Consider the following 21,419-nt stretch of genomic DNA (forward strand, 5'->3'; position numbering starts at 1 on the left):
TCGCTCAGGCTGCGGCGAGTTGCGCGTGCATCTCCTGCACCGAGATCACGCCCAGCTCGTCCATGAAGCCCATGCCCTCGACCGCGGCTTCGGCGCCGAAGATCGTGGTGAAGGTCGTCACGCGGGCCAGCAGCGCCGAGGTGCGGATCTGCCGCGAATCGGTGATCGCGTTGCGGCGTTCTTCCACCGTGTTGATGACCAGCGCAATCTCGTTGTTCTTGATCATGTCCACGATGTGCGGGCGGCCTTCGGTCACCTTGTTCACCGTCGCGCATTCGATGCCCGCAGCGGCGATGGCGGCGGCCGTGCCCTTGGTCGCGATCAGTTCGAAGCCCAGCTTCGCCAGGCCGCGCGCCACTTCCACGGCACGTGCCTTGTCGTTGTTCTTCACCGAGATGAAGACCTTGCCCGACTTCGGCAGGTGCGTGCCCGCGCCCAGTTGCGACTTCACGAAGGCTTCGCCGAAGGTCTTGCCCACGCCCATCACTTCGCCGGTCGACTTCATCTCCGGGCCGAGGATCGTGTCCACGCCCGGGAACTTGACGAACGGGAACACGGCTTCCTTCACGCTGAAATACGGCGGTGTCACTTCCTTGGTCACGCCCTGCGACGCGAGCGACTGGCCGGCCATGCAGCGTGCGGCCACCTTTGCGAGCTGGATGCCGGTGGCCTTGCTCACGTAAGGCACGGTGCGCGACGCACGCGGGTTCACTTCGAGCACGTAGATGACGTCCTTGCCATCTTTCTGCTGAATCGCGAACTGCACGTTCATGAGGCCGACCACGTTCAGTGCGGCCGCCATGGCAGCGCTCTGGCGCTTGAGCTCGGCGATCGTTTCGGCGCTCAGGCTGTAGGGCGGCAGCGAGCAGGCGGAGTCGCCCGAGTGCACGCCGGCCTGTTCGATGTGCTCCATCACGCCGCCGATCAGCGTGCCGCCTTCGGCGTCGCGGATGCAGTCGACGTCGCATTCGACCGCGTCGTTCAGGAAGCGGTCGAGCAGCACGGGCGAGTCGTTGCTCACCTTGACGGCTTCACGCATGTAGCGCTCGAGGTCGCGCTGCTCGTGCACGATTTCCATCGCGCGGCCACCGAGCACATAGCTCGGACGCACCACCAGCGGATAACCGAGCGCCGCAGCCTTTTCGAGCGCTTCAGGTTCGGTGCGCGCGGTGGCGTTTGGCGGCTGGCGCAGGCCCAGCTCGTGCAGCAGCTTCTGAAAGCGCTCGCGGTCTTCGGCCGCGTCGATCATGTCGGGCGAGGTGCCGATGATCGGCACGCCGTTGGCTTCGAGGTCCAGCGCGAGCTTCAACGGCGTCTGGCCGCCGTACTGCACGATCACGCCGAGCGGCTTTTCCTTGTCGACGATTTCCAGCACGTCTTCGAGCGTGAGCGGCTCGAAGTACAGGCGGTCGGAGGTGTCGTAGTCGGTCGACACGGTCTCGGGATTGCAGTTGACCATGATGGTCTCGTAGCCGTCCTCGCGCATCGCGAGCGCGGCGTGCACGCAGCAGTAGTCGAACTCGATGCCCTGGCCGATGCGGTTGGGACCGCCGCCGAGCACCATGATCTTCTTCTTGTCCGTGGGGTCGGCTTCGCACTCGTCTTCATAGGTCGAATACATGTAGGCCGTGTTGGTCGCGAACTCGGCCGCGCAGGTGTCCACGCGCTTGTAGACCGGGCGCACACCGAGAGCCCGGCGCTTCTCGCGGATCGCCGTGTCGGTGGTCTTGAGTTGCTTGGCGAGGCGGCGATCGGAGAAGCCCTTCTTCTTGAGCGCGAGCAGCGTGTCCTTGTCGATGTCGTCCAGCGACTTGGTTTCCAGCTCGAGTTCGATCTTCACGATCTCCTCGATCTGCACCAGGAACCACGGGTCGATCTTGGTCAGCGCGAACACTTCATCCACGCTCAGGCCCATGGCGAAGGCATCGCCCACGTACCAGATGCGCTCGGGACCGGGCTCGCCCAGTTCCTTTTCGAGCACTTCGCGGTCCTGCGTCTTCTCGTTCAGGCCGTCGACGCCCACTTCGAGGCCGCGCAGGGCTTTCTGGAACGACTCCTGGAAGGTGCGGCCCATTGCCATGACCTCGCCCACCGACTTCATCTGCGTCGTCAGGCGCGAGTCGGCCTGCGGGAATTTCTCGAAGGCGAAACGCGGGATCTTGGTGACCACATAGTCGATCGAGGGTTCGAACGACGCGGGCGTCGCGCCGCCGGTGATCTCGTTGCGCAGCTCGTCGAGCGTGTAGCCCACGGCCAGCTTGGCCGCGACCTTGGCGATCGGGAAGCCCGTGGCCTTGGAGGCCAGCGCCGACGAACGCGAGACGCGCGGATTCATCTCGATGACGACCATGCGACCGTCCTTCGGATTGATGGAGAACTGCACGTTCGAGCCGCCGGTATCGACGCCGATCTCGCGCAGCACGGCCAGTGAAGCGTTGCGCAGGATCTGGTATTCCTTGTCCGAGAGCGTCTGCGCGGGCGCCACGGTGATCGAGTCGCCGGTGTGCACGCCCATCGGGTCGAGGTTTTCGATCGAGCAGACGATGATGCAGTTGTCGGCCTTGTCGCGCACGACTTCCATCTCGTACTCTTTCCAGCCGAGCAGCGATTCTTCGATCAGAAGCTCGTTGGTGGGCGAGGCTTCGATGCCGCGCTTGCAGATGGTCTCGAATTCGTCGGGGTTGTAGGCGATGCCGCCACCGGTGCCGCCGAGCGTGAAGCTGGGGCGGATCACGGTCGGGAAGCCCAGCGTCTTTTGCACGGCCCAGGCCTCGTCCATCGTGTGGGCGATGCCCGAGCGCGCCGAACCAAGACCGATCTTGGTCATCGCGTCCTTGAACTTCAGGCGGTCTTCGGCCTTGTCGATGGCTTCAGGCGTGGCGCCGATGAGCTCGACCGGCTTGTTGGTGGCTGCGCCCGTGTACTTGTCGAGCACGCCGTTGCGCCAGAGGTCCAGCGCGCAGTTCAGCGCGGTCTGACCGCCCATGGTCGGCAGGATCGCGTCGGGGCGTTCCTTGGCGATGATTTTCTCGACCGTCTGCCAGGTGATGGGCTCGATGTAGGTGACGTCGGCGGTGGCCGGGTCGGTCATGATCGTGGCGGGGTTGCTGTTGATCAGGATGACCTTGTAGCCTTCTTCGCGCAGCGCCTTGCAGGCCTGCACGCCGGAGTAGTCGAACTCGCAGGCCTGGCCGATGATGATCGGGCCGGCGCCGATGATGAGGATCGATTTGAGGTCTGTGCGCTTAGGCATTCTTGCTCTCCGTCTTTTCTGTCTTGTTCTTTTCCATGAGTGCCGTGAAGCGGTCGAACAAATAGCCGATGTCGTGCGGACCGGGCGAGGCTTCCGGGTGGCCCTGGAAGCAGAACGCCGGCTTGTCGGTGCGTGCCAGGCCCTGAAGCGTGTTGTCGAACAGGCTGATGTGGGTGGGACGCAGGTTGGCCGGCAGCGACTTCTCGTCGACTGCGAAGCCGTGGTTCTGGCTGGTGATGCTCACGCGGCCGTTGTCCAGGTCCTTCACCGGATGGTTCGCGCCGTGATGACCAAACTTCATCTTGAAGGTCTTGGCGCCCGAGGCGAGCGCCATGATCTGGTGGCCGAGGCAAATGCCGAAGGTGGGAATGCCGGTCTCGATCAGCTCCTTGACGGCGCTGATGGCGTAGTCGCAAGGCTCCGGGTCGCCGGGGCCGTTGGCCAGGAAGATGCCGTCGGGCTTGAGCTTGAGCACGTCGGCCGCGGGCGTCTGCGCCGGCACCACGGTGATGCGCGCGCCGCGCTGCGCGATCATGCGCAGGATGTTCTTCTTGACGCCGTAGTCGAAGGCGACAACGTGGAACTTGGGCGTGATCTGCACGCCGTAGCCCGGCTTGCCGTTCAGGTTCACGAGCTTCCACTCGGTCTCGGTCCATTCGTAGGTCTCTGTGACCGATACGACCTTGGCGAGGTCCAGGCCCGCCATGCTCGGCGCGGCCTTGGCGGCGGCGATGGCCTTGTCGATCAGCGCCTGCGTCACCGCTTCTCCTTCGGCCAGGCCCAGGATGCAGCCGTTCTGCGCGCCATGGGTGCGCAGGTGCCGCGTGAGCTTGCGGGTGTCGATGTTCGCGATGGCGACCGTCTTGCCGGCCACGAGGTATTCGCTCAGCGTGGCGGTCTGGCGGAAGTTGGAGGCGACGAGGGGCAGGTCCTTGATGATCAGGCCCGCGGCATGGATCTTGTCGGCTTCGATGTCTTCCCCGTTGACGCCGTAGTTGCCGATGTGCGGATACGTCAGGGTGACGATCTGCTGGCAGTAGCTCGGGTCGGTGAGGATTTCCTGGTAACCGGTCATGGCGGTGTTGAACACCACTTCACCGGTCGTGGAGCCGGCGGCTCCGATCGAATTGCCTTGAAAGACCGTGCCGTCTGCGAGCGCCAGGATGGCGGGCGGGAAATTTCCCTTGAGAGACAAAAGCACTGGGTTCTCCGGATGGTTACGGTCGCCCGGAGCCCCAGGCGCGTTGCCTGCGGACTGCTGCTTAAGGGGATTTTGGCGTTAAAGGCGGCCGGGCGACGCTATTGCGAGTAAGCCCCCGATTGTAGCCCGGACTGAGGGCTTATCCGGCCTGAAGGGCCGCTCCGCTTGCGTGCAGGCAGATCGCGGCGGCGGCGGCCACGTTCAGCGACTCCTCGCCGCCGGGCTGGGCGATGCGGATATGGTGCGTCGCGCGGGCTTCCAATGCGGCGGAAACGCCCTGCCCTTCGTGGCCCATCAGCCAGGCGCAGGGGTACGGCAGGCGGGCCTGGTGCAGCCAGTCGCCACGGTGCGAACTGGTGGCGACAAGCGGAATCTTCAATGCGTCAAGCGCATCCGCCTCGACGCCTTCGATCAGCCGCAGCCCGAAATGAGCGCCCATGCCGGCTCGCAACACCTTCGGCGCCCAAAGAGCGGCCGTGCCCTTGAGCGCGATCACCTGGGTGAAACCGAAAGCCGCCGCGCTGCGCAGGATGGAGCCGGCATTGCCCGCGTCCTGCAGGCGGTCGAGCACCACGCTCGGAGCATCGGGGATCAAGTCCGGCCGCACCGGCTGATCGAGCACGAAGCCCATCGGCGCCGGCGATTCCAGCCCGCTGACGCCGCGCAGCAGATCGTCGGCGACGACTACGGTTTTGATAGCACTTGCGCCCCATTCAGCTGGGGCGGTTGGCCAGAAAGATTCGGAAAACACCGCGATCGCCGGCTTGACGCCGCGTGCCAAGGCGGCCCGGCACAGGTGATCGCCTTCGAGCCAGATGCGTCCCAGCTTCCGATAGGCCCCGGGGTCCTGGGCGAGCTTGCGCAGGTCCTTGAGCAACGGGTTGTCGCGCGAGCTGATGTGGCTCGCGCCGGCGTCGGTGGTCATCGGCGGATCAAGGTGCGGCGCGCAGGTCGAGGTGAACGGTCTCGACCGTCGCGATCACCATCGGCATCGCCGCTTCCGTTTCGATGACCAGGGCGCCAGCCGCCGTCCGCGTCAACGCCGCGGCCACCGGACTGAACGACCTGCGGTGATGCACGCATGCACCGTGTTTCTGCAGCGCCTCGAGGTGCTCGGGCGTGCCGTAGCCCTTGTGGCCGGCAAAGCCGTAATGCGGGAATTCGGTATGCAGCTGCTCGCACAGCCGGTCGCGATGGACCTTCGCCAGGATGGAGGCGGCCGAAATCGCCTTGACCAGCGCATCGCCCTTGACCACGGCTTCGGCCAGCACGTCCAGCGTCGGCAGCCGGTTGCCGTCTACCAGCACCTTGGCGGGCTTCAGCCGCAGGCCTTCGACGGCGCGGCGCATGGCGATCATCGTGGCCTGCAGGATGTTGTGCGTGTCGATTTCCTCGACGCTCGCCTGGGCGATGGAACAGCACAGAGCCTTGGCCAGGATCTGGTCGTGCAGGCGTTCGCGCTGCAGAGCAGTGAGGGTCTTGGAATCCGCAAGGCCACGGATCGGCCGCGTGTCGTCGAGGATCACCGCCGCGGCCACCACAGGGCCCGCCAGCGGGCCGCGGCCGGCCTCGTCGACGCCCGCAAGCAGGCCCGGCGCGTCCCACACCAGGCGGGCCTGCTCAGCCTTCAAGAACTTTCTGGATCGCATCGGCGCAAAGTGTCGGCGTATCGCGCTGCAATTGCACGTGCAGCTCGGAAAATCTTTGTTGCAGGGCCTTTGTCTTTTCGGGTGCATCGAGCCAGGCCAGCGTGGCCTGGGCCAGCGCCTCGGGCGTGGCGGCTTCCTGCAGCAATTCGGGCACCACGAACTCGCGGCACAGGATATTGGGCAATCCCACCCACGGCTGCAGTTGCTTGCGCTGCATCAGGCGCCATGACAGTCCGTTCATGTTGTAGGCGATGACCATCGGCCGCTTGAAGAGCGCCGCCTCGAGCGTGGCGGTTCCGCTCGCGATCAACGTGACGTCGCAGGCGGCGAGCGCGGCGTGCGACTGGCCATCGAGCAGCTTCACCCGACCCGCCATGCCGCTGGCCTGGAGCAAGGCGTCGACCTCGGTGCGCAGGCTCGGGATGATGGGCGCAATGAACTGGAGTTCGGGCCGCGCCTTCTGCATCAGCGCAGCGGCGGCGAAGAAGCGGGCCGCTAGATAACGGATTTCGGAGCGACGGCTGCCCGGCAGCAAAGCGACGACCTGCGCATCGGGCGCCAGGCCCAGCGCGGCGCGGGCCCCGGCGCGGTCGGGCGTCATTGGAATCACATTGGCAATCGGGTGACCTACGTAGCTCGCGGCAACGCCCTGCTTTTCGAGCAACTCGGGCTCGAACGGGAAAATGCACAGCACGTGATCGGCCGCCGCCCGGATCTTCTCGATGCGCTTCGGCCGCCACGCCCAGATCGAGGGGCAGACAAAGTGAACGGTCTTGATGCCCTGGCTGCGCAAGCCCGCTTCGAGGTCGAGGTTGAAATCCGGAGCGTCGACGCCGATGAAGAGCTCGGGACGCTCCTGCAGCAGCCGAGCCTTCAGTTGGCGGCGAATGCCTGCGATTTCCGAGTAATGCCGTAGCACTTCGATGTAACCCCGCACCGCGAGCTTTTCCTGCGGCCACCAGCTCTGGAACCCGTGCGCGAGCATGCGAGGGCCACCGATGCCGGCGGTCTCAAGGTCGGGCCAGCGGGCCTGAAGGCCATCGAGAAGAAGCCCCGCGAGCAAGTCGCCGGACGCTTCGCCCGCGACCAGCGCGAAGCGTCGCTGTTCGGTTGACTGCATCGCCGTTACTTCAGCGCGCAATGCCGCGCGTGGAACTGGCGAGGAAGGATTCCATCAAGGCAACGTCGCCCGCCGCCTCGGGCATTTCGGCAGTCAGCGTGGCGATGCCTGCGCGCGCCTCTTCGAGCGTCTTGCCCTGCCGATATAGAAGCTTGTGCATCTGCTTGACCGCAGCGAGTCGTTGCGCCGAAAAATCGCGCCGGCGCAACCCTACGACATTGAAGCCGCGAACCGCCAGCGGATTGCCGTCGACCAGCATGAACGGGGGCACGTCCTGCGACACCGCACTCGCGAAGCCGACCATGGCATGCGCGCCGATCGAGACGAACTGGTGGATGCCGGTGAGGCCGCCGACCGTGACCCAGTCCGCCAAGTGCACGTGGCCCGCCAGCGTCGTCTGGTTGGCCAGCGTGGTGTGATTGTCGACATGGCAGTCGTGCGCGATGTGCGTGTACGCCATGATCCAGTTGTCGTTGCCCACGCTGGTCACACCCCCCGCCCCCGGCACGCCGAGGTTGAAGGTGCAGAACTCTCGAATGACGTTCCGGTCGCCAATGACGAGCTTGGTCGGCTCGCCGGCGTACTTCTTGTCCTGCGGGATCGCGCCGAGCGAGGAGAACTGGAAGATCCGGTTGTCACGTCCGATGGTCGTGCGCCCTTCGATCACGCAATGCGCGCCGATGGTGGTACCCGCCCCGATCTGCACGTGCGGGCCGATGACGGTATAAGGCCCGACCGACACCGAGGCGTCGAGTTGTGCCTGCGGGTCGACGAGCGCTGTCGAGTGAACCTGGGTCATGCCTTGCTGATGACGAAAGCCGAGGTCAGCTGATCTGGCGCATGGCGCACATCAGCGTGGCTTCGCAGGCGAGTTCGCTGCCCACCAGCGCGCGGCCCTTGAACTTGGAGATGCCGGCCTTCATGCGCTCGATCTCGACTTCGAGTGTGAGCTGGTCGCCCGGCTCCACGGGGCGCTTGAAACGCGCGCCGTCGATGGCGGCAAAGTAGTAGACGGTGTTGTCGTCCGGCACGATGTCGAGCGAATGGAACGACAAAAGCGCCGCGGCCTGGGCCATGGCTTCGAGCATCAGCACGCCCGGCATCACCGGGCGGTGCGGGAAGTGGCCATTGAAGAACGGCTCGTTCATTGTCACGTTCTTGAGCGCCGTGATGCGCTTGCCCTTTTCCATGTCCAGCACGCGGTCCACCAGCAAGAACGGGTAGCGGTGGGGAAGCAGCTTGAGGATTTGATGGATATCGAGCGTCGTCGTCATGATTTTCTGTTCCTGCATCGTCGTCATTTTTTCGGGGGAGCCTTCTCCAGCGCCTTCAGTCGTTCGCGCAGGCTGTGCAACTGCTTGAGCGTTGCCGCATTTTTTTCCCAGCTCGCATTGTCATCGATGGGAAACATGCCGGTGTACTGGCCGGCCTTGTGAATGGATCGTGTCACCACCGTCGCGGCGGACACATGCACGCCATCGGCCACCGTGAGGTGACCGAGCACGATGGCGCCACCGCCGAAAGTGCAGTTGGCACCGATGGTCGCGCTGCCGGCCACGCCGACGCAGCCCGCCATGGCGGTGTTCTTGCCGACGCGCACGTTGTGGCCGATCTGGATCAGGTTGTCGAGCTTCACGCCATCCTCGATGACGGTGTCGTCGAGCGCGCCGCGGTCGATGCAGGTGTTGGCGCCAATCTCCACGTCGTTGCCGATGCGCACCGCACCCAGTTGCTCGATCTTGACCCAGGCACCCTGGTGCAACGCGAGGCCGAAGCCATCGGCACCGATCACCACGCCCGGGTGCAGCAGGCAGCGATCACCGATCGTGCAGTCTTCGCTGACCGTCACGCGCGACTTCAGCACGCTGCCCGCGCCGATGCGCGCACCTCGCTCCACGACACAGAGCGCACCAATGCGTGCCGTGGCGTCGACATGGGCTTCCGGGTGGATCACGGCGGATCGATGAACAAGGTCAGCCTCCGGGCGCGCATGGTGCGACTTCCAGAGTTGCGTCAGGCGCGCAAAGTAGAGATACGGATCGGGCGTGACGATGAACGCCCCGCGCGCGGCGGCCGCCTCCTGCATGGCAGGCGACACGATCACGCAGGCGGCTTTCGACGCCGCGAGTTCCTGCTGGTATTTGGGATGGCTCAGGAAGCTGAGCGCATCGGGCTGTGCATTCTGGAGCGGCGAGAGCCGCTCGATGGACAGCGTGGCATCTCCATGAAGCTCGCCCCCGAGGGCGTCAACGATGGCTCCGAGCTGCAGAGACACGCCGGTTCGCGGCGTTACTTGCCGGCCGCGGGCGCTGTGGAGCCGACCGACGCGTTCAGCGCCTTGATCACCTTGTCGGTGATGTCGTGCTTCGGATTGATGTAGATCGCTTCCTGCAGGATGGCGTCGTACTTTTCAGCTTCAGCCACCTGCTTCACGACGCGGTTGGCACGCTCGTAGACCTGCTGGAGCTCTTCGTTCTTGCGCGCATTCAGGTCTTCCTGGAATTCGCGGCGCCGGCGCTGGAACTCGCGGTCTTGATCGATCAGTGCCTTCTGGCGCGTCGCCCGCTGGCTTTCGGAGATGGTCGGTGCTTCGCGCTCGAACTTCTCCGAGGCCGTCTTCAGTGCGTCGCCCTGCGCGGTCAAGTCCTTCTCGCGCTTGAGAAATTCAGCCTCGAGCTTCGCCTGCGCCGCCTTGGCTGGCTGCGCTTCGCGCAGCACGCGGTCCGGATTCACGAAGCCGATGCGAAAGGTCTCCTGCGCCTGTGCAGGCGCAGCGACGATCGCGAAAGCGGGAATCAACAACGCACCAACTGCGGCGCGAATCAAATGCTTCATTTAGAAAGACGTTCCGATCTGGAATTGCAAGCGCTGAATTCTATCCTTGGGGATCACCACGAAGCCGGTGGCTGGATCGAGCACTTCCTTTTGAGACTTGATGGGGAAAGCATAAGCAAGACGCAGGGGACCCAGCGGCGAGATCCAGCTGATGCCGAGACCGACGGAAGCGCGCAGCTTTTTCTGCGCCTTGTACTGCTCGTCGGTCAGGCCCGGGGCGCGCGACCCAAACACATTGCCCACGTCAAAGAAGCCATACAGTCGCAAGGTTCGGTCATTGCCCGCCCCTGGGAATGGCGTGCTGAGTTCAGCGTTGAAGACTGCTTTCTTGGTGCCGCCCAGTGGAGCGCCATCGGTCTGGCCAATCAGAGGCACGTCACGCGGACCCAGCGAATTCTGCTCAAAACCGCGGACCGAGCCGAGGCCACCCGCATAGAAGTTCTTGAAGATCGGATAGACCTTGCTGCCTAAGGCCTTCGCGTAGCCCACATCACCGTTGATGGCGAAGGTGTATTGCTTGTTGATCGCGAAGAACTGCTGGTATTGGTAGCTCGTCTTGATGTATTGCATGTCGCCGCCGGCGCCAAGCTCGAGGTTGGCACGCTGCATGACCCCGGTGGTCGGAACCAGCGCGCTGTCGCGGCTGTCGCGGCCCCAGCCAATGGTGAGCGGCAAGCCCCAGACGCTCTTCTGGTCGCATCCAGTCACGATCCAGCCCGCCGGCCACAGCCCCTCTCCTGCTGCATTCGTCCGACATTGGAAATATCTCAGATAAGACTTGGGCGTATAGAGCCCCGAGAGCGCTGTCGATGAGTTCGGGTCGAACGCATACCGTTCGAGCCCGATGCCGAAGAACACAGTGTCGAGCTCACTGAACGGCACACCGAAACGGATGGACGCCCCCTGGTTGACCAGCTTGTAGTCACCGTCGGTGGTCTGCGAGTACGGACGCGTCGTCGTGTGATAGACGCTGATCGTGCGTGAGATGCCGTCCTTCGTGAAGTACGGATCGGTGGTGGTCAGCGAGATCGTACGGTTGTACTTGCTGGTGTTGACCTGCACGCCCAGAAAATTACCCGATCCGAACACGTTTTCCTGCGAGATGCCGAAGGTCAGCGCAACCTTCTCGGCGCTCGAATAGCCAGCGCCCAGTTGCAGACTGCCGGTGGGCTTTTCGGCCACGTTGACGGTCAGGTCCACCTGGTCGGGCGAACCCGGCACCTCTTGGGTCTCGACGTTCACTTCGGTGAAGAAGCCCAGGCGGTCCACGCGGTCGCGCGAGACCTTGATTTTGTCGCCGTCGTACCAGGAGGCTTCGAACTGGCGGAACTCACGACGAATGACTTCGTCGCGGGTCTTGTTGTTGCCGCCGACGGACACGCGGCGCACGTACACACGGCGCGAAGGCTCTGCCTGCAGCGTGAGCGTGACGCGGTTGTTGACCCGGTCGATGTCCGGGACGGCCTGCACACGGGCGAAGGCGTAGCCGAAGGTGCCGAAATAGTCGCTGAAAGCCTTTGTGGTTTCGGTGACCAGTTCGCCGTTGTAGGGCTCGCCGGGCTTGATGGTGATCAGCGACTTGAACTCGTCGTCGCGGCCCAGGTAGTTGCCGTTGAGCTTCACGCCCGCCACCACGAACTTCTCGCCTTCGGTGATGTTGACCGTGACCGTCAGGTCCTTGCGGTCCGGCGAGATGGCGACCTGGGTCGAATCGATGCGGAACTCGAGGTAGCCGCGCGTGATGTAGTACGAGCGAAGCGTTTCGAGGTCGGCGTTGAGCTTGGCACGCGAATACTGGTTGGACTTGGTGTACCAGCTCATGAAGCCGCCGCTGTCCTGGTCGAACAGGCTCAACAGCGTCGATTCGCTGAAGGCCTTGCTGCCGACGATGTGGACTTCGCGGATGCGTGCGGAATCGCCTTCGGTGACGGTGAACGTCAGGTTGACGCGATTGCGCTCGATGGGCGTGACGGTGGTCACGACCTGCGCGTTGTAGAGGCTGCGGCTCACGTACTGGCGCTTGAGCTCCTGCTCCGCGCGATCGGCCAGCGCCTTGTCGTAGGGACGGCCATCGGTCAGGCCGATTTCGCGCAGTGCTTTCTGCAGCGCCGCCTTGTCGAATTCCTTGGTGCCTACGAAGTCGACGTCTGCAATGGTCGGGCGCTCTTCGACGATCACCACCAGCACATTGCCGTTGACGTCGATGCGCACGTCCTTGAACAACCCCAGGTCGAACAGCGCACGAATGGCGGCCGAACCGCGTTCGTCACTGTAGGTATCGCCCACGCGCAACGGCAACGACGCGAAGATCGTGCCGGCCTCGACGCGTTGCAGGCCTTCGACGCGAATGTCGCGCACCGTGAAAGGCTCGACGGCCCAGGCTGCCGTGGCTGCAAGCGCACTGGCAACTACCGCGACAACGCTACGCAGGCGAAAGCGATTGGAGTTTTTGTTCATCTGTGAATTGAGCCGGCACGGAAAGGGCCGGCAGAAAGTTAACCAAAGAGCCGCGTGACGTCGTTGAAGAGTGCGACCGACATCATGACCAGCAGCAAGGCGACACCGCCGCGCTGAAGCCGTTCCATCCAGGCGTCAGAGACGCTTTTGCCGGTCAGGCCCTCCCAAAGATAATACATCAGGTGTCCTCCATCGAGGACCGGGAGCGGCATGAGATTGAGCACGCCCAGGCTCACGCTGATGACCGCGAGGAAGATCAGGTACTGGGTCAGGCCGAGGCTCGCGGACTTGCCTGCATAGTCGGCAATGGTCAGCGGGCCGCTCAGGTTCTTCAGCGATGCCTGGCCGGTCACCATCTTCACCATCATGCGAACGGTCAGCGCGGACATCTCCCACGTGCGCACCACGCCGCGCCAGACACCGTCGACCGGGCCCTGGCGCACCGTCACCATGTCAGGCGGCGCACCAACGTAAGCGCCGATACGGCCGACCTTGACGGCGCCCTCCTCGCGCACCTCGGGCTTCACCTCGAGCGTGAGCGACTGGCCGCCGCGTTGGATTTCCCAGGCCTGGGTGCGCGGCTGGACGCCATCGACCGAAGCGCGGATCACCTCGCGCAGCTGCTGCCCGTCATAGATGGCGGTCTCGCCGATGGCGCGCACCAGATCGCCCTTGCGCAGGCCCGACTGCTCGCCAGCGCCGCCGGCCATGACATCGCCGATCTCCGGCCGGGTCAGGGGTGCGAGCAAGCCGATCTTGCGGAACATCTGCGGATCGGCATCCTTGGCCTCCATCCGGCTCAGTGGCAGCACCAGTTGGCGCGCAGGCTTGCCGTCTTCGCCAGCCACTTCGAGCGTGAGATCGCGAGCGTCGAGCGCGCCCTGCGTCATGCGCCAGCGCAGGTCCTCGAAGGACTGGACCGGCGTCAGATCGCCGTCGAAACCGGCGCGCGTGATGTGCTCCCCGCCACGCAGGCCCGCGGCCTCGGCCAGCGAGGCGGCCACCGGTCGCGCCAGCTTGGCAACCGGCTCTTCCACGCCGATCCAGTTGACGGCCGTGTAAAGCGCGATCGCCAGCAACAGGTTGGCGATGGGTCCGGCCGCCACGATGGCCGCGCGCGAACGCAGGGGCTGGGTGTTGAAGGCCCGATGCCGCTCCTCGGGCGCCACAGGGCCCTCGCGTTCGTCGAGCATCTTGACGTAGCCGCCCAGCGGGAAGGCGGCGATGACGAATTCGGTCTGCTGCCCCGGATGCTGGCGCTTGGGCTGCCAGCGGAACAGTGTCTTGCCGAACCCGATCGAGAAGCGCTCCACCTTGACACCGCAGGCAACGGCGACGCGGTAATGGCCGTATTCGTGCACCGCGATCAGGACGCCGAGTGCAACCACGAAGGCTATGACAGTGAGCATCGGATCCTCAACGATTGGGGGAAGTCAGGCTGCGAAGCGCAGCGCTGCGGCATTGGCCGCCGCACGGGCGCTGGCATCGAGCGCCAGCAGATCGGCCAGCGACGCCGGCTTGGAGGGGGCAACGGCTTCCAAAGTTTCCATGTTGACCGCATGAATGCGATCAAAACGCAGGCGCCGGTCCAGAAAGGCCTCGACGGCGACCTCGTTGGCCGCGTTGAGCACCGCCGTCGTCCCGGGCGCCGCGCGCAATGCGTGCCACGCAAGACCCAGGCCGGGGAAGAGTGCCGCGTCGGGCGCATCGAAAGTCAGCGAAGCCATCTGACGGAAATCGAGCCGTGCAGCCCCGCTCTCGATGCGCTCAGGCCAAGCCAGGCCGACCGCGATCGGCACCCGCATGTCGGGCGTGCCGAGCTGGGCGATGACCGAGGCATCGGTGAACTGCACCATCGAATGCACCACGCTCTGCGGATGGATGACAACCTCGATCTGCTCGGGCAACACGCCGAACAGGTGGCGCGCCTCGATCACCTCGAGCGCCTTATTCATCATCGTGGCCGAATCGACCGAGATCTTGCGGCCCATGACCCAATTAGGATGCGCGCAGGCCTGCTCGGGCGTGACGGTGCCCAGGGTCTCAGGCGCGCGGGTGCGGAACGGGCCGCCCGACGCGGTCAGGATGATTTTGTCGATGCGCCGCGCCCAAGTGGACGGATCCTCGGGCAGCGACTGGAAGATGGCCGAATGCTCGCTGTCGATCGGCAGCAGCGTCGCGCCACCCTCGCGCACCGTGCGCATGAACAGCTCGCCGCCGACGACCAGGGCCTCCTTGTTGGCCAGCAGCAGGCGCTTGCCGGCGCGCGCGGCGGCCAGGCACGGGCCGAGCCCGGCGGCGCCAACGATGGCGGCCATGACGGCGTCTACCTCTTCGTGCGCAGCTATTTTTTCAATAGCATCATCGCCCATCAATACACGGGTGTGCAGGCTGTTTTGCTTGAGCTTTTCTGCCAGCAATGCCGCATGCGGCGCGCTCGCCATGACCGCGAACCGGGGCGAGAACTGCGCGCACTGCGCCAGCATCTCGTCGACCTTGGTGGCTGCGGACAGCGCGAAGACCTCGAAGCGCTCAGGATGCCGCGCAATGACGTCGAGCGTGCTCACGCCGACCGACCCGGTCGACCCCAGCACTGTGACGCGTTGTTTGGGAGTGTTCACAGGAAGGCCAGCATCATGGCAATGGGAAGTGCCGGCAAGAGGGCATCCACGCGGTCGAGCACGCCACCGTGGCCGGGGAGCAGGCGGCTGCTGTCCTTGGCACCGGCGCTGCGCTTGATCAGCGATTCGACCAGATCGCCCACGACGCTCATCGCGGCAAGGAACACCGCGCCGATCAGGAGCAGCCACCAGCCGCGCTCGTTCAGGCGGGTGTAGAGGCTCGGCACCGTGGCGCCGAGGGCCTTGTCGGCGAAGACCCAGGCAACAGCCAGCACGAGGACGCCGATCATTCCGCCCCACACGCCTTCCCAGCTCTTGCCGGGACTGATCGCCGGGGCCAGCTTGCCGCGGGTGAACTTCAGGCCGAAGGCGCGGCCCGCGAAATAGGCGAACACGTCCGCCACCCAGACCAGCACCAGGATCGACAGCAGGAAGTTGATGCCGACCATTCGGGCCTGCACGGCGGCAAGCCACGCGACCCACAGCGCCAGCAAGCCGCCGACCAGGCGCAGCCCGCGCGGAATGCGGGGCCAGCCCGGCACCGCCACACGCAACAGCGCCGCGCCGCCGAGCACCCAGGCCGCGCTGGCCAGCATCCACATCAGGACCAGCGGTTGTTGGAGCAGACCGAGCCACCACGAGAGCCCGCAGAGCGCGACCATCTCGGCGCCGAGGAACAGCGACATGCCCTGGCCGTAGCCGTTCAGGCGCCCCCACTCCCACGCGGCCGCGCCGATCAGCACCAGCATCACACAGGCAAATGGAATGTAGTTTCGATAGAACAGCGCCGGCAGCAGGATCGCGAGCAGCACGATCGCCGTGAGGATGCGTTGTTTGAGCATGCGGGAGGTTGTGAGGCCTTCTCAGGCCGCAGCCGTCGAGACCTGTGCCGAGGTTTGGCCGAAGCGGCGCTCGCGACTCTGGAACGCGGCGATGGCCTCGTCCAGCGCGGCCTCGTCGAATTCGGGCCAGAGCTTGTCGCTGAAGAAGAGCTCGGCGTATGCACTTTGCCAGAGCAGGAAATTCGACAACCGCTGCTCGCCGCCGGTGCGGATGAACAGGTCGGGGTCAGGCACATGGGCCAGCGCCATGGCGCGGTCCATGTTCATCTCGGTCATCGGAAGGCCCTGCTCGGCAAGCTTGGCCGCGGCCTGGGCGATGTCCCAGCGCCCACCGTAGTTGAAGCAGATGTTGAGCACGAGCCGCGTGTTGTGCGCGGTCGCCTCTTCGGCACTGACCAACCCGGCCACCAACTTGGCGGAGAGGCCGCCGCGTTCTCCGACGAAATGCAGCCGAACGCCGTCGCGGCTCAGGCGCGGCACCTCGCGCGCCAGTGCGCCCACCATCAGTGACATCAGGCCGGAGACCTCGTCGGGGGGACGATTCCAGTTCTCCGAGGAGAACGCGAACACGGTGAGAACACCCACACCGCGGTCGGCGCAAGCCTTGACGCAGCGACGCAGCGATTCGACGCCCTGCTTGTGCCCCGCCACGCGGGGAAGGAATCGCTTTGTCGCCCACCGACCGTTGCCATCCATGACGACGGCAACGTGGTGGGGAATGGGCGGCGGCGAAGAGGCCATGGCGGGTCTCAAACGGCCATGATCTCCGCTTCTTTCGCTGCGACCAGGCGATCGATTTCAGCGATATGGCGGTCGGTGACCTTCTGGATCTCGGCTTCGGCGCGCTTCTGGTCGTCCTCGGACGCCAGCTTGTCCTTGACCAGCTTCTTGACCGACTCGTTCGCATCGCGGCGCAGGTTGCGCGTGGCGATCTTGGCGGTTTCGCCTTCGTTGCGAACCAGCTTGGTCATTTCCTTGCGGCGCTCTTCGCTCATGGCGGGCAGCGGCACGCGGATGAGGTCGCCCATCGATGCGGGGTTCAGACCCAGGTCGCTTTCGCGGATGGCTTTCTCGATCTTGGCGCCCATGCCCTTCTCCCAGGGCTGGACGCTGATCGTGCGCGAGTCGAGCACCGACACGTTGGCCACCTGGCTCAGCGGCACTTGCGAGCCGTAATACTCGACATGGATCGAGTCGAGCAGCGCCGAGTTGGCGCGACCCGTGCGGATCTTGGTGAGGTTGTTCTGGAATGCGGCGAGCGATTGATTCATCTTCGCGTCGGTCGCACTGCGGATGTCTGCAATGGTCATCTCAAATACTCCTAGGCATGCACCAGCGTGCCCTCGTCCTCGCCCATCACGACGCGCTTGAGCGCGCCGCTCTTGAGGATCGAGAACACCTTGATCGGCAGCTTCTGGTCGCGGCACAGCGCGAAGGCCGTGGCGTCCATGATGCCGAGATTCTTTGCGATCGCCTCGTCGAAACTGAGCGAGACGTAACGCGTTGCGTGGGGGTCGAGCTTGGGGTCGGCGGAATACACACCGTCCACCTTCGTGGCCTTGAGCACCAGCTCGGCACCGATCTCGGCACCGCGCAGCGCAGCCGCCGTGTCGGTGGTGAAGAACGGGTTGCCGGTACCGGCCGCGAACACGACGACCTTGCCCTCTTCGAGGTACTGCAGGGCCTTGGGGCGCACATAAGGCTCGACCACCTGCTCGATCGCGATGGCGGACATCACGCGGGCCACGAGGCCCTGCTTGTCCATCGCATCGGCCAGCGCCAGTGAGTTCATGACGGTGGCCAGCATGCCCATGTAGTCGGCGGTGGCGCGGTCCATGCCGACCGAACCGCCCGCTACGCCGCGGAAGATGTTGCCGCCGCCGATCACGACCGCCACCTGGACGCCCATGTTCACGACCTCGGCCACGTCCTGCACCATGCGCACGATGGTCGCGCGGTTGATGCCGAAGGCGTCATCGCCCATCAGTGCCTCTCCCGACAGCTTCAACAAGATTCGCTTGTGGGCTGGGCGGGCATCAGACATGGGCAATTTCCTTTGAGTTGGCGGTGACGAGTGTAAAACGTAGCGATGAAAAAACGACGGCACGCGAGCACGCGCCGTCGTTGGAAGCCTTATGGCTTAAGCAGCGGCCTTGGCTGCTGCAACTTGCGCGGCCACTTCGGCAGCGAAGTCGTCGACCTTCTTTTCGATGCCTTCGCCGACCACGTACAGGGTGAAGCCCTTGATCGAGGTGTTGGCGGCCTTGAGCATCTGCTCGACGGTCTGCTTGTCGTTCTTCACGAACGGCTGGTTGTGCAGCGAGACTTCCTTCAGGTACTTCTGCACGCCGCCTTCGATGCGCTTGGCAACGATGTCGGCCGGCTGCGGCTTCTTGCCCTCGGCTTCGGCCGTCTTGCGGTCTTCTTCAGCCTTGCCAGCGGCAACTGCGCGCTCTTTTTCAATCAGGTCGGCAGGCACGTCCGATGCCTGAATGGCGACCGGCTTCATGGCGGCGATGTGCATCGCGACGTCCTTGGCCGACGTGTCGTCGCCCTCGAACTCGACCATCACGCCGATGCGCGTGCCGTGCAGGTACGAAGCCAGCTTGCCGTTGCCGGCAAAGTGCTTGAAGCGGCGGAAGCTCATGTTCTCGCCGATCTTGCCGATCAGGCCCTTGCGCACGTCTTCGAGCGTGGGGCCGAAGCCGTCCTGCTCGTAGGGCAGCGCGCCCAGCGCGGCGATATCGGCGGGGTTGTTCTTGGCGACCAGCATCGCGGCAGCGTTGGCCAGGGCCAGGAAGCTGTCGTTCTTGGTGACAAAGTCGGTTTCGCAGTTGATCTCGATCATGCCGCCGGCAGCGCCGTCGACGAAAGCCGTGACCACGCCTTCAGCCGTGATGCGGCCCGACGCCTTGCCGGCCTTGTTGCCGAGCTTGATGCGCAGCAGCTCTTCGGCCTTTTCCATGTTGCCTTCGGCCTCGGTCAGAGCCTTCTTGCATTCCATCATCGGCGCGTCGGTCTTTGCGCGCAGTTCGCCGACCATGCTTGCGGTGATTGCAGCCATTTGTGTATCTCCGTAAATCCAAAAATCAGGTTAAAAAAAAGGGGCACCAAAGCCCCTTCTTCAGGCTCGCGAGAGCACCAATCAGGCCGAAGCGCTTTCTTCGACTTCGACGAATTCGTCGCTGCTGCCTTCGGCGATGGCCTTGACCACGTCACCGCCGGCGCTGTTGCGGCCTTCGATGATCGCGTCGGCGATGCCGCGTGCGTACAGCGTGACGGCCTTGGACGAGTCGTCGTTGCCGGGGATCACGTAGTCGATGCCTTCGGGCGAGTGGTTGGAGTCCACCACGCCGATCAGCGGAATGCCGAGCTTCTTGGCTTCGGCCACGGCGATCTTGTGGAAGCCCACGTCGATCACGAAGATGGCGTCAGGCAATGCAGCCATGTCCTGGATGCCGCCGATGTCCTTTTCGAGCTTCGCGATTTCGCGCGAGAAGGTCAGTTGCTCCTTCTTGCTCAGGCTGTCGAGGCCGGCTTCTTGCTGGGCCTTCATGTCCTTCAGACGCTTGATCGAGGTCTTGACCGTCTTGAAGTTGGTCAGCATGCCGCCGAGCCAGCGGGTATCAACGAAAGGCACGCCGGCGCGGCGGGCTTCTGCAGCAACGATTTCACGGGCCTGGCGCTTCGTGCCGACCATCAGGATCGTGCCGCGGTTGGCCGTGAGTTGCTTGGCGTACTTCATCGCGTCCTGGAACATCGGGAGCGACTTTTCCAGGTTGATGATGTGAATCTTGTTGCGATGGCCGAAGATGAACGGAGCCATCTTGGGGTTCCAGAAGCGGGTTTGGTGACCGAAATGGACACCGGCTTCCAGCATTTCGCGCATGGTGGTAGACATTAGAAATTACTCCAAAGGTTGGGTCTAAAATCCAGCCCGTTTTGCGCTCCTTTCGAATGGAGTCACAACACCTTGATTGGGCCGGTTTGCGGATGTGTTTGGCTGGATGCAACGGGAGCCGTCGCTCGACCAGCGAAACCCAAAGAGTATAGCACGGCCGCCGCCCCTCTTTCCCCCTTGAAACCGAGCCGCCCGCGGCACCTGCAGCCCACCCATGAACGACCTTCACGCCGCCCGTCTCACCCTTCAGGCAGGTGGCTCCGATGCACGCACCGAAATAGAGCGCGCCATCGAAATCTCTCAGTCCCCGGCCTGCGCCCACGTTTTCACCCGCACGATGTTCGACGAGGCCCGCCAGGGCGCCGCCGAAGCGAATCCTGAAAGCAGGCTCGCCGGACTCGCCTTCACGTCCAAAGACTTGTTCGACATCGACGGCCAACCGACGCCTGCAGGGTCCGTCGTCCTGTCCCATGCACCGGCGGCCAAGGCTGACGCCATTGCAGTGGCACGACTCCGCGCTGCGGGTGGCGTACTCACCGGCCGTACCAACATGAGCGAGTTCGCTTTCTCTGGCGTTGGCGTCAATCCGCACCACGGCACGCCGGTCAACGTCAGCGACAAAGCCACCCCGCGCATCCCGGGCGGCTCCTCTTCCGGCGCGGCGATTTCGGTGGCCAGCGGCGCCGCCTTCATCGGCCTGGGCTCCGACACCGGCGGCTCGATCCGCATCCCGGCCGCGCTGAACGGCATCGTCGGCTTCAAGAACACGGCCCGCCTCGTGCCGGCCGATGGCGCGTTGCCCCTGTCGACCACGCTCGACACCGTCTGCGCCATGACGCGCTCGGTGCGCGATGCCATCACTGTGCACGAGATCCTCTCGGCCCGCCGCGTGACGGCCGGCACAGCGCCACTTGCCGCCTACAGGCTGGCCGTCGTGAAGAACGTTTTCTTCGACGGCATCGAGCCGGCCGTGGCCGCCGCGTTCGAACGGGCGCTGAAAGCGCTTCGCAGCGCAGGCGCACGCATCGACGAAATCGAGTTACCCGAGTTGGCCGACCTGCAATCCATCAACGCCACGGGCGGCTTCTCGGCAGCCGAATCCCACGCCTGGCACCGCTTGCTGCTGGAGCGCAGCGGCGCAGGCTACGACCCGCGCGTGGCCCAGCGCATCGTGCGCGGCGCCACGATGAAGGCGCATGAATACATCGACCTCATCAACGCCCGCCGCGCCTGGATCGCCCGCGTTGAGGCGACCCTTGCGTCCTTCGACGCCGTGCTCTCGCCGACCGTGCCCACCACCGCACCGTCGATCGCCAGCGTGGCGCCGGGAGTCGAGCGCGACGACGAATTCTTCCGCGTCAACGCGCTGCTGCTGCGCAACCCGTCGATCGTCAACATGCTCGACGGCTGCGCCATCTCGTTGCCCTGCCACGCCGCCGGCGAATTGCCGGTCGGCCTGATGCTGTGGCACGCCGCACTGCATGATGACGCCGTGCTCGCCATCGCCCTGCAGGCGGAGCGAGCGCTGCAGAACCAATAG

19 protein-coding genes are annotated in these 21,419 nt (G+C 64.6%); 1 reads left to right on the top strand and 18 read right to left on the bottom strand.

Annotated features, from left to right (window positions below; translation table 11 throughout):
* Nucleotides 1-4: 4 nt before the first annotated feature.
* From carB to rpsB, 18 genes are all read right to left on the bottom strand, one after another.
* Nucleotides 5-3,253, bottom strand: a complete 3,249-nt coding sequence (gene carB / locus QFZ83_RS14275; RefSeq protein ID WP_306876680.1) for a carbamoyl-phosphate synthase large subunit — start codon at nucleotides 3,251-3,253, stop codon at nucleotides 5-7.
* Nucleotides 3,246-4,454: a glutamine-hydrolyzing carbamoyl-phosphate synthase small subunit gene (carA, locus tag QFZ83_RS14280; protein WP_306876681.1), complete on the bottom strand. Its 1,209-nt coding sequence runs from the start codon at nucleotides 4,452-4,454 to the stop codon at nucleotides 3,246-3,248. Before carA ends, carB begins: the two co-directional genes overlap by 8 nt.
* A gap of 139 nt (nucleotides 4,455-4,593) precedes the next feature.
* Entirely contained in the window at nucleotides 4,594-5,379 is a 786-nt protein-coding gene (locus tag QFZ83_RS14285) for an RNA methyltransferase (RefSeq protein ID WP_306876682.1), read from the bottom strand.
* 7 nt (nucleotides 5,380-5,386) lie between these two features.
* Entirely contained in the window at nucleotides 5,387-6,103 is a 717-nt protein-coding gene (rnhB, locus tag QFZ83_RS14290; RefSeq protein WP_306876683.1) for a ribonuclease HII, read from the bottom strand.
* Nucleotides 6,075-7,223, bottom strand: a complete 1,149-nt coding sequence (gene lpxB / locus QFZ83_RS14295; RefSeq protein ID WP_306876684.1) for a lipid-A-disaccharide synthase — start codon at nucleotides 7,221-7,223, stop codon at nucleotides 6,075-6,077. The genes rnhB and lpxB overlap by 29 nt, the downstream gene beginning before the upstream one ends.
* A gap of 10 nt (nucleotides 7,224-7,233) precedes the next feature.
* On the bottom strand, nucleotides 7,234-8,022 hold the full coding sequence (gene lpxA / locus QFZ83_RS14300; RefSeq protein ID WP_306876685.1) for an acyl-ACP--UDP-N-acetylglucosamine O-acyltransferase: 789 nt from the start codon (nucleotides 8,020-8,022) through the stop codon (nucleotides 7,234-7,236).
* Between the two features lie 25 nt (nucleotides 8,023-8,047).
* Nucleotides 8,048-8,497, bottom strand: a complete 450-nt coding sequence (fabZ, locus tag QFZ83_RS14305) for a 3-hydroxyacyl-ACP dehydratase FabZ (RefSeq protein ID WP_013541729.1) — start codon at nucleotides 8,495-8,497, stop codon at nucleotides 8,048-8,050.
* Nucleotides 8,498-8,520: 23 nt separating this feature from the next.
* A complete protein-coding gene (lpxD, locus tag QFZ83_RS14310) occupies nucleotides 8,521-9,498 on the bottom strand; it encodes a UDP-3-O-(3-hydroxymyristoyl)glucosamine N-acyltransferase (protein ID WP_306876687.1) in 978 nt (325 codons plus the stop codon).
* A gap of 14 nt (nucleotides 9,499-9,512) precedes the next feature.
* Nucleotides 9,513-10,058, bottom strand: a complete 546-nt coding sequence (locus tag QFZ83_RS14315; protein ID WP_306876688.1) for an OmpH family outer membrane protein — start codon at nucleotides 10,056-10,058, stop codon at nucleotides 9,513-9,515.
* Nucleotides 10,059-12,515, bottom strand: a complete 2,457-nt coding sequence (gene bamA, locus QFZ83_RS14320; RefSeq protein WP_306876689.1) for an outer membrane protein assembly factor BamA — start codon at nucleotides 12,513-12,515, stop codon at nucleotides 10,059-10,061.
* A 38-nt stretch (nucleotides 12,516-12,553) separates the two neighbouring features.
* A complete protein-coding gene (rseP, locus tag QFZ83_RS14325) occupies nucleotides 12,554-13,924 on the bottom strand; it encodes an RIP metalloprotease RseP (RefSeq protein ID WP_306876690.1) in 1,371 nt (456 codons plus the stop codon).
* 24 nt (nucleotides 13,925-13,948) lie between these two features.
* Nucleotides 13,949-15,136 (bottom strand): 1-deoxy-D-xylulose-5-phosphate reductoisomerase, encoded by a 1,188-nt coding sequence (ispC, locus tag QFZ83_RS14330; protein ID WP_307507464.1) that lies wholly within the window; start codon nucleotides 15,134-15,136, stop codon nucleotides 13,949-13,951.
* Nucleotides 15,133-15,978 carry a phosphatidate cytidylyltransferase gene (locus tag QFZ83_RS14335; RefSeq protein ID WP_306876692.1) on the bottom strand — a complete coding sequence of 282 codons (846 nt, stop codon included), beginning with the start codon at nucleotides 15,976-15,978 and terminating at the stop codon, nucleotides 15,133-15,135. The genes ispC and QFZ83_RS14335 overlap by 4 nt, the downstream gene beginning before the upstream one ends.
* 21 nt (nucleotides 15,979-15,999) lie before the next feature.
* On the bottom strand, nucleotides 16,000-16,719 hold the full coding sequence (gene uppS / locus QFZ83_RS14340; RefSeq protein WP_306876693.1) for a polyprenyl diphosphate synthase: 720 nt from the start codon (nucleotides 16,717-16,719) through the stop codon (nucleotides 16,000-16,002).
* An 8-nt stretch (nucleotides 16,720-16,727) separates the two neighbouring features.
* The gene (gene frr, locus QFZ83_RS14345; protein WP_007836991.1) at nucleotides 16,728-17,288 is read right to left on the bottom strand and encodes a ribosome recycling factor; all 561 of its coding nucleotides are present in this window, start codon (nucleotides 17,286-17,288) and stop codon (nucleotides 16,728-16,730) included.
* Nucleotides 17,289-17,299: 11 nt separating this feature from the next.
* Complete coding sequence (gene pyrH, locus QFZ83_RS14350) at nucleotides 17,300-18,022, bottom strand: UMP kinase (protein ID WP_013541738.1); 723 nt, start codon at nucleotides 18,020-18,022, stop codon at nucleotides 17,300-17,302.
* 96 nt (nucleotides 18,023-18,118) lie between these two features.
* Nucleotides 18,119-19,042 carry a translation elongation factor Ts gene (gene tsf / locus QFZ83_RS14355; RefSeq protein ID WP_280806974.1) on the bottom strand — a complete coding sequence of 308 codons (924 nt, stop codon included), beginning with the start codon at nucleotides 19,040-19,042 and terminating at the stop codon, nucleotides 18,119-18,121.
* A gap of 81 nt (nucleotides 19,043-19,123) precedes the next feature.
* The gene (gene rpsB, locus QFZ83_RS14360; protein WP_013541740.1) at nucleotides 19,124-19,879 is read right to left on the bottom strand and encodes a 30S ribosomal protein S2; all 756 of its coding nucleotides are present in this window, start codon (nucleotides 19,877-19,879) and stop codon (nucleotides 19,124-19,126) included.
* Between the two features lie 214 nt (nucleotides 19,880-20,093).
* Between rpsB and QFZ83_RS14365 the strand changes: the two genes are divergently transcribed.
* Nucleotides 20,094-21,419, top strand: coding sequence for an amidase (locus tag QFZ83_RS14365; protein ID WP_307507470.1), 1,326 nt, complete (start codon nucleotides 20,094-20,096; stop codon nucleotides 21,417-21,419).

It is taken from the genome of Variovorax sp. W1I1 (assembly GCF_030815625.1).
GTDB classification, from domain to species: domain Bacteria; phylum Pseudomonadota; class Gammaproteobacteria; order Burkholderiales; family Burkholderiaceae_C; genus Variovorax; species Variovorax paradoxus_C.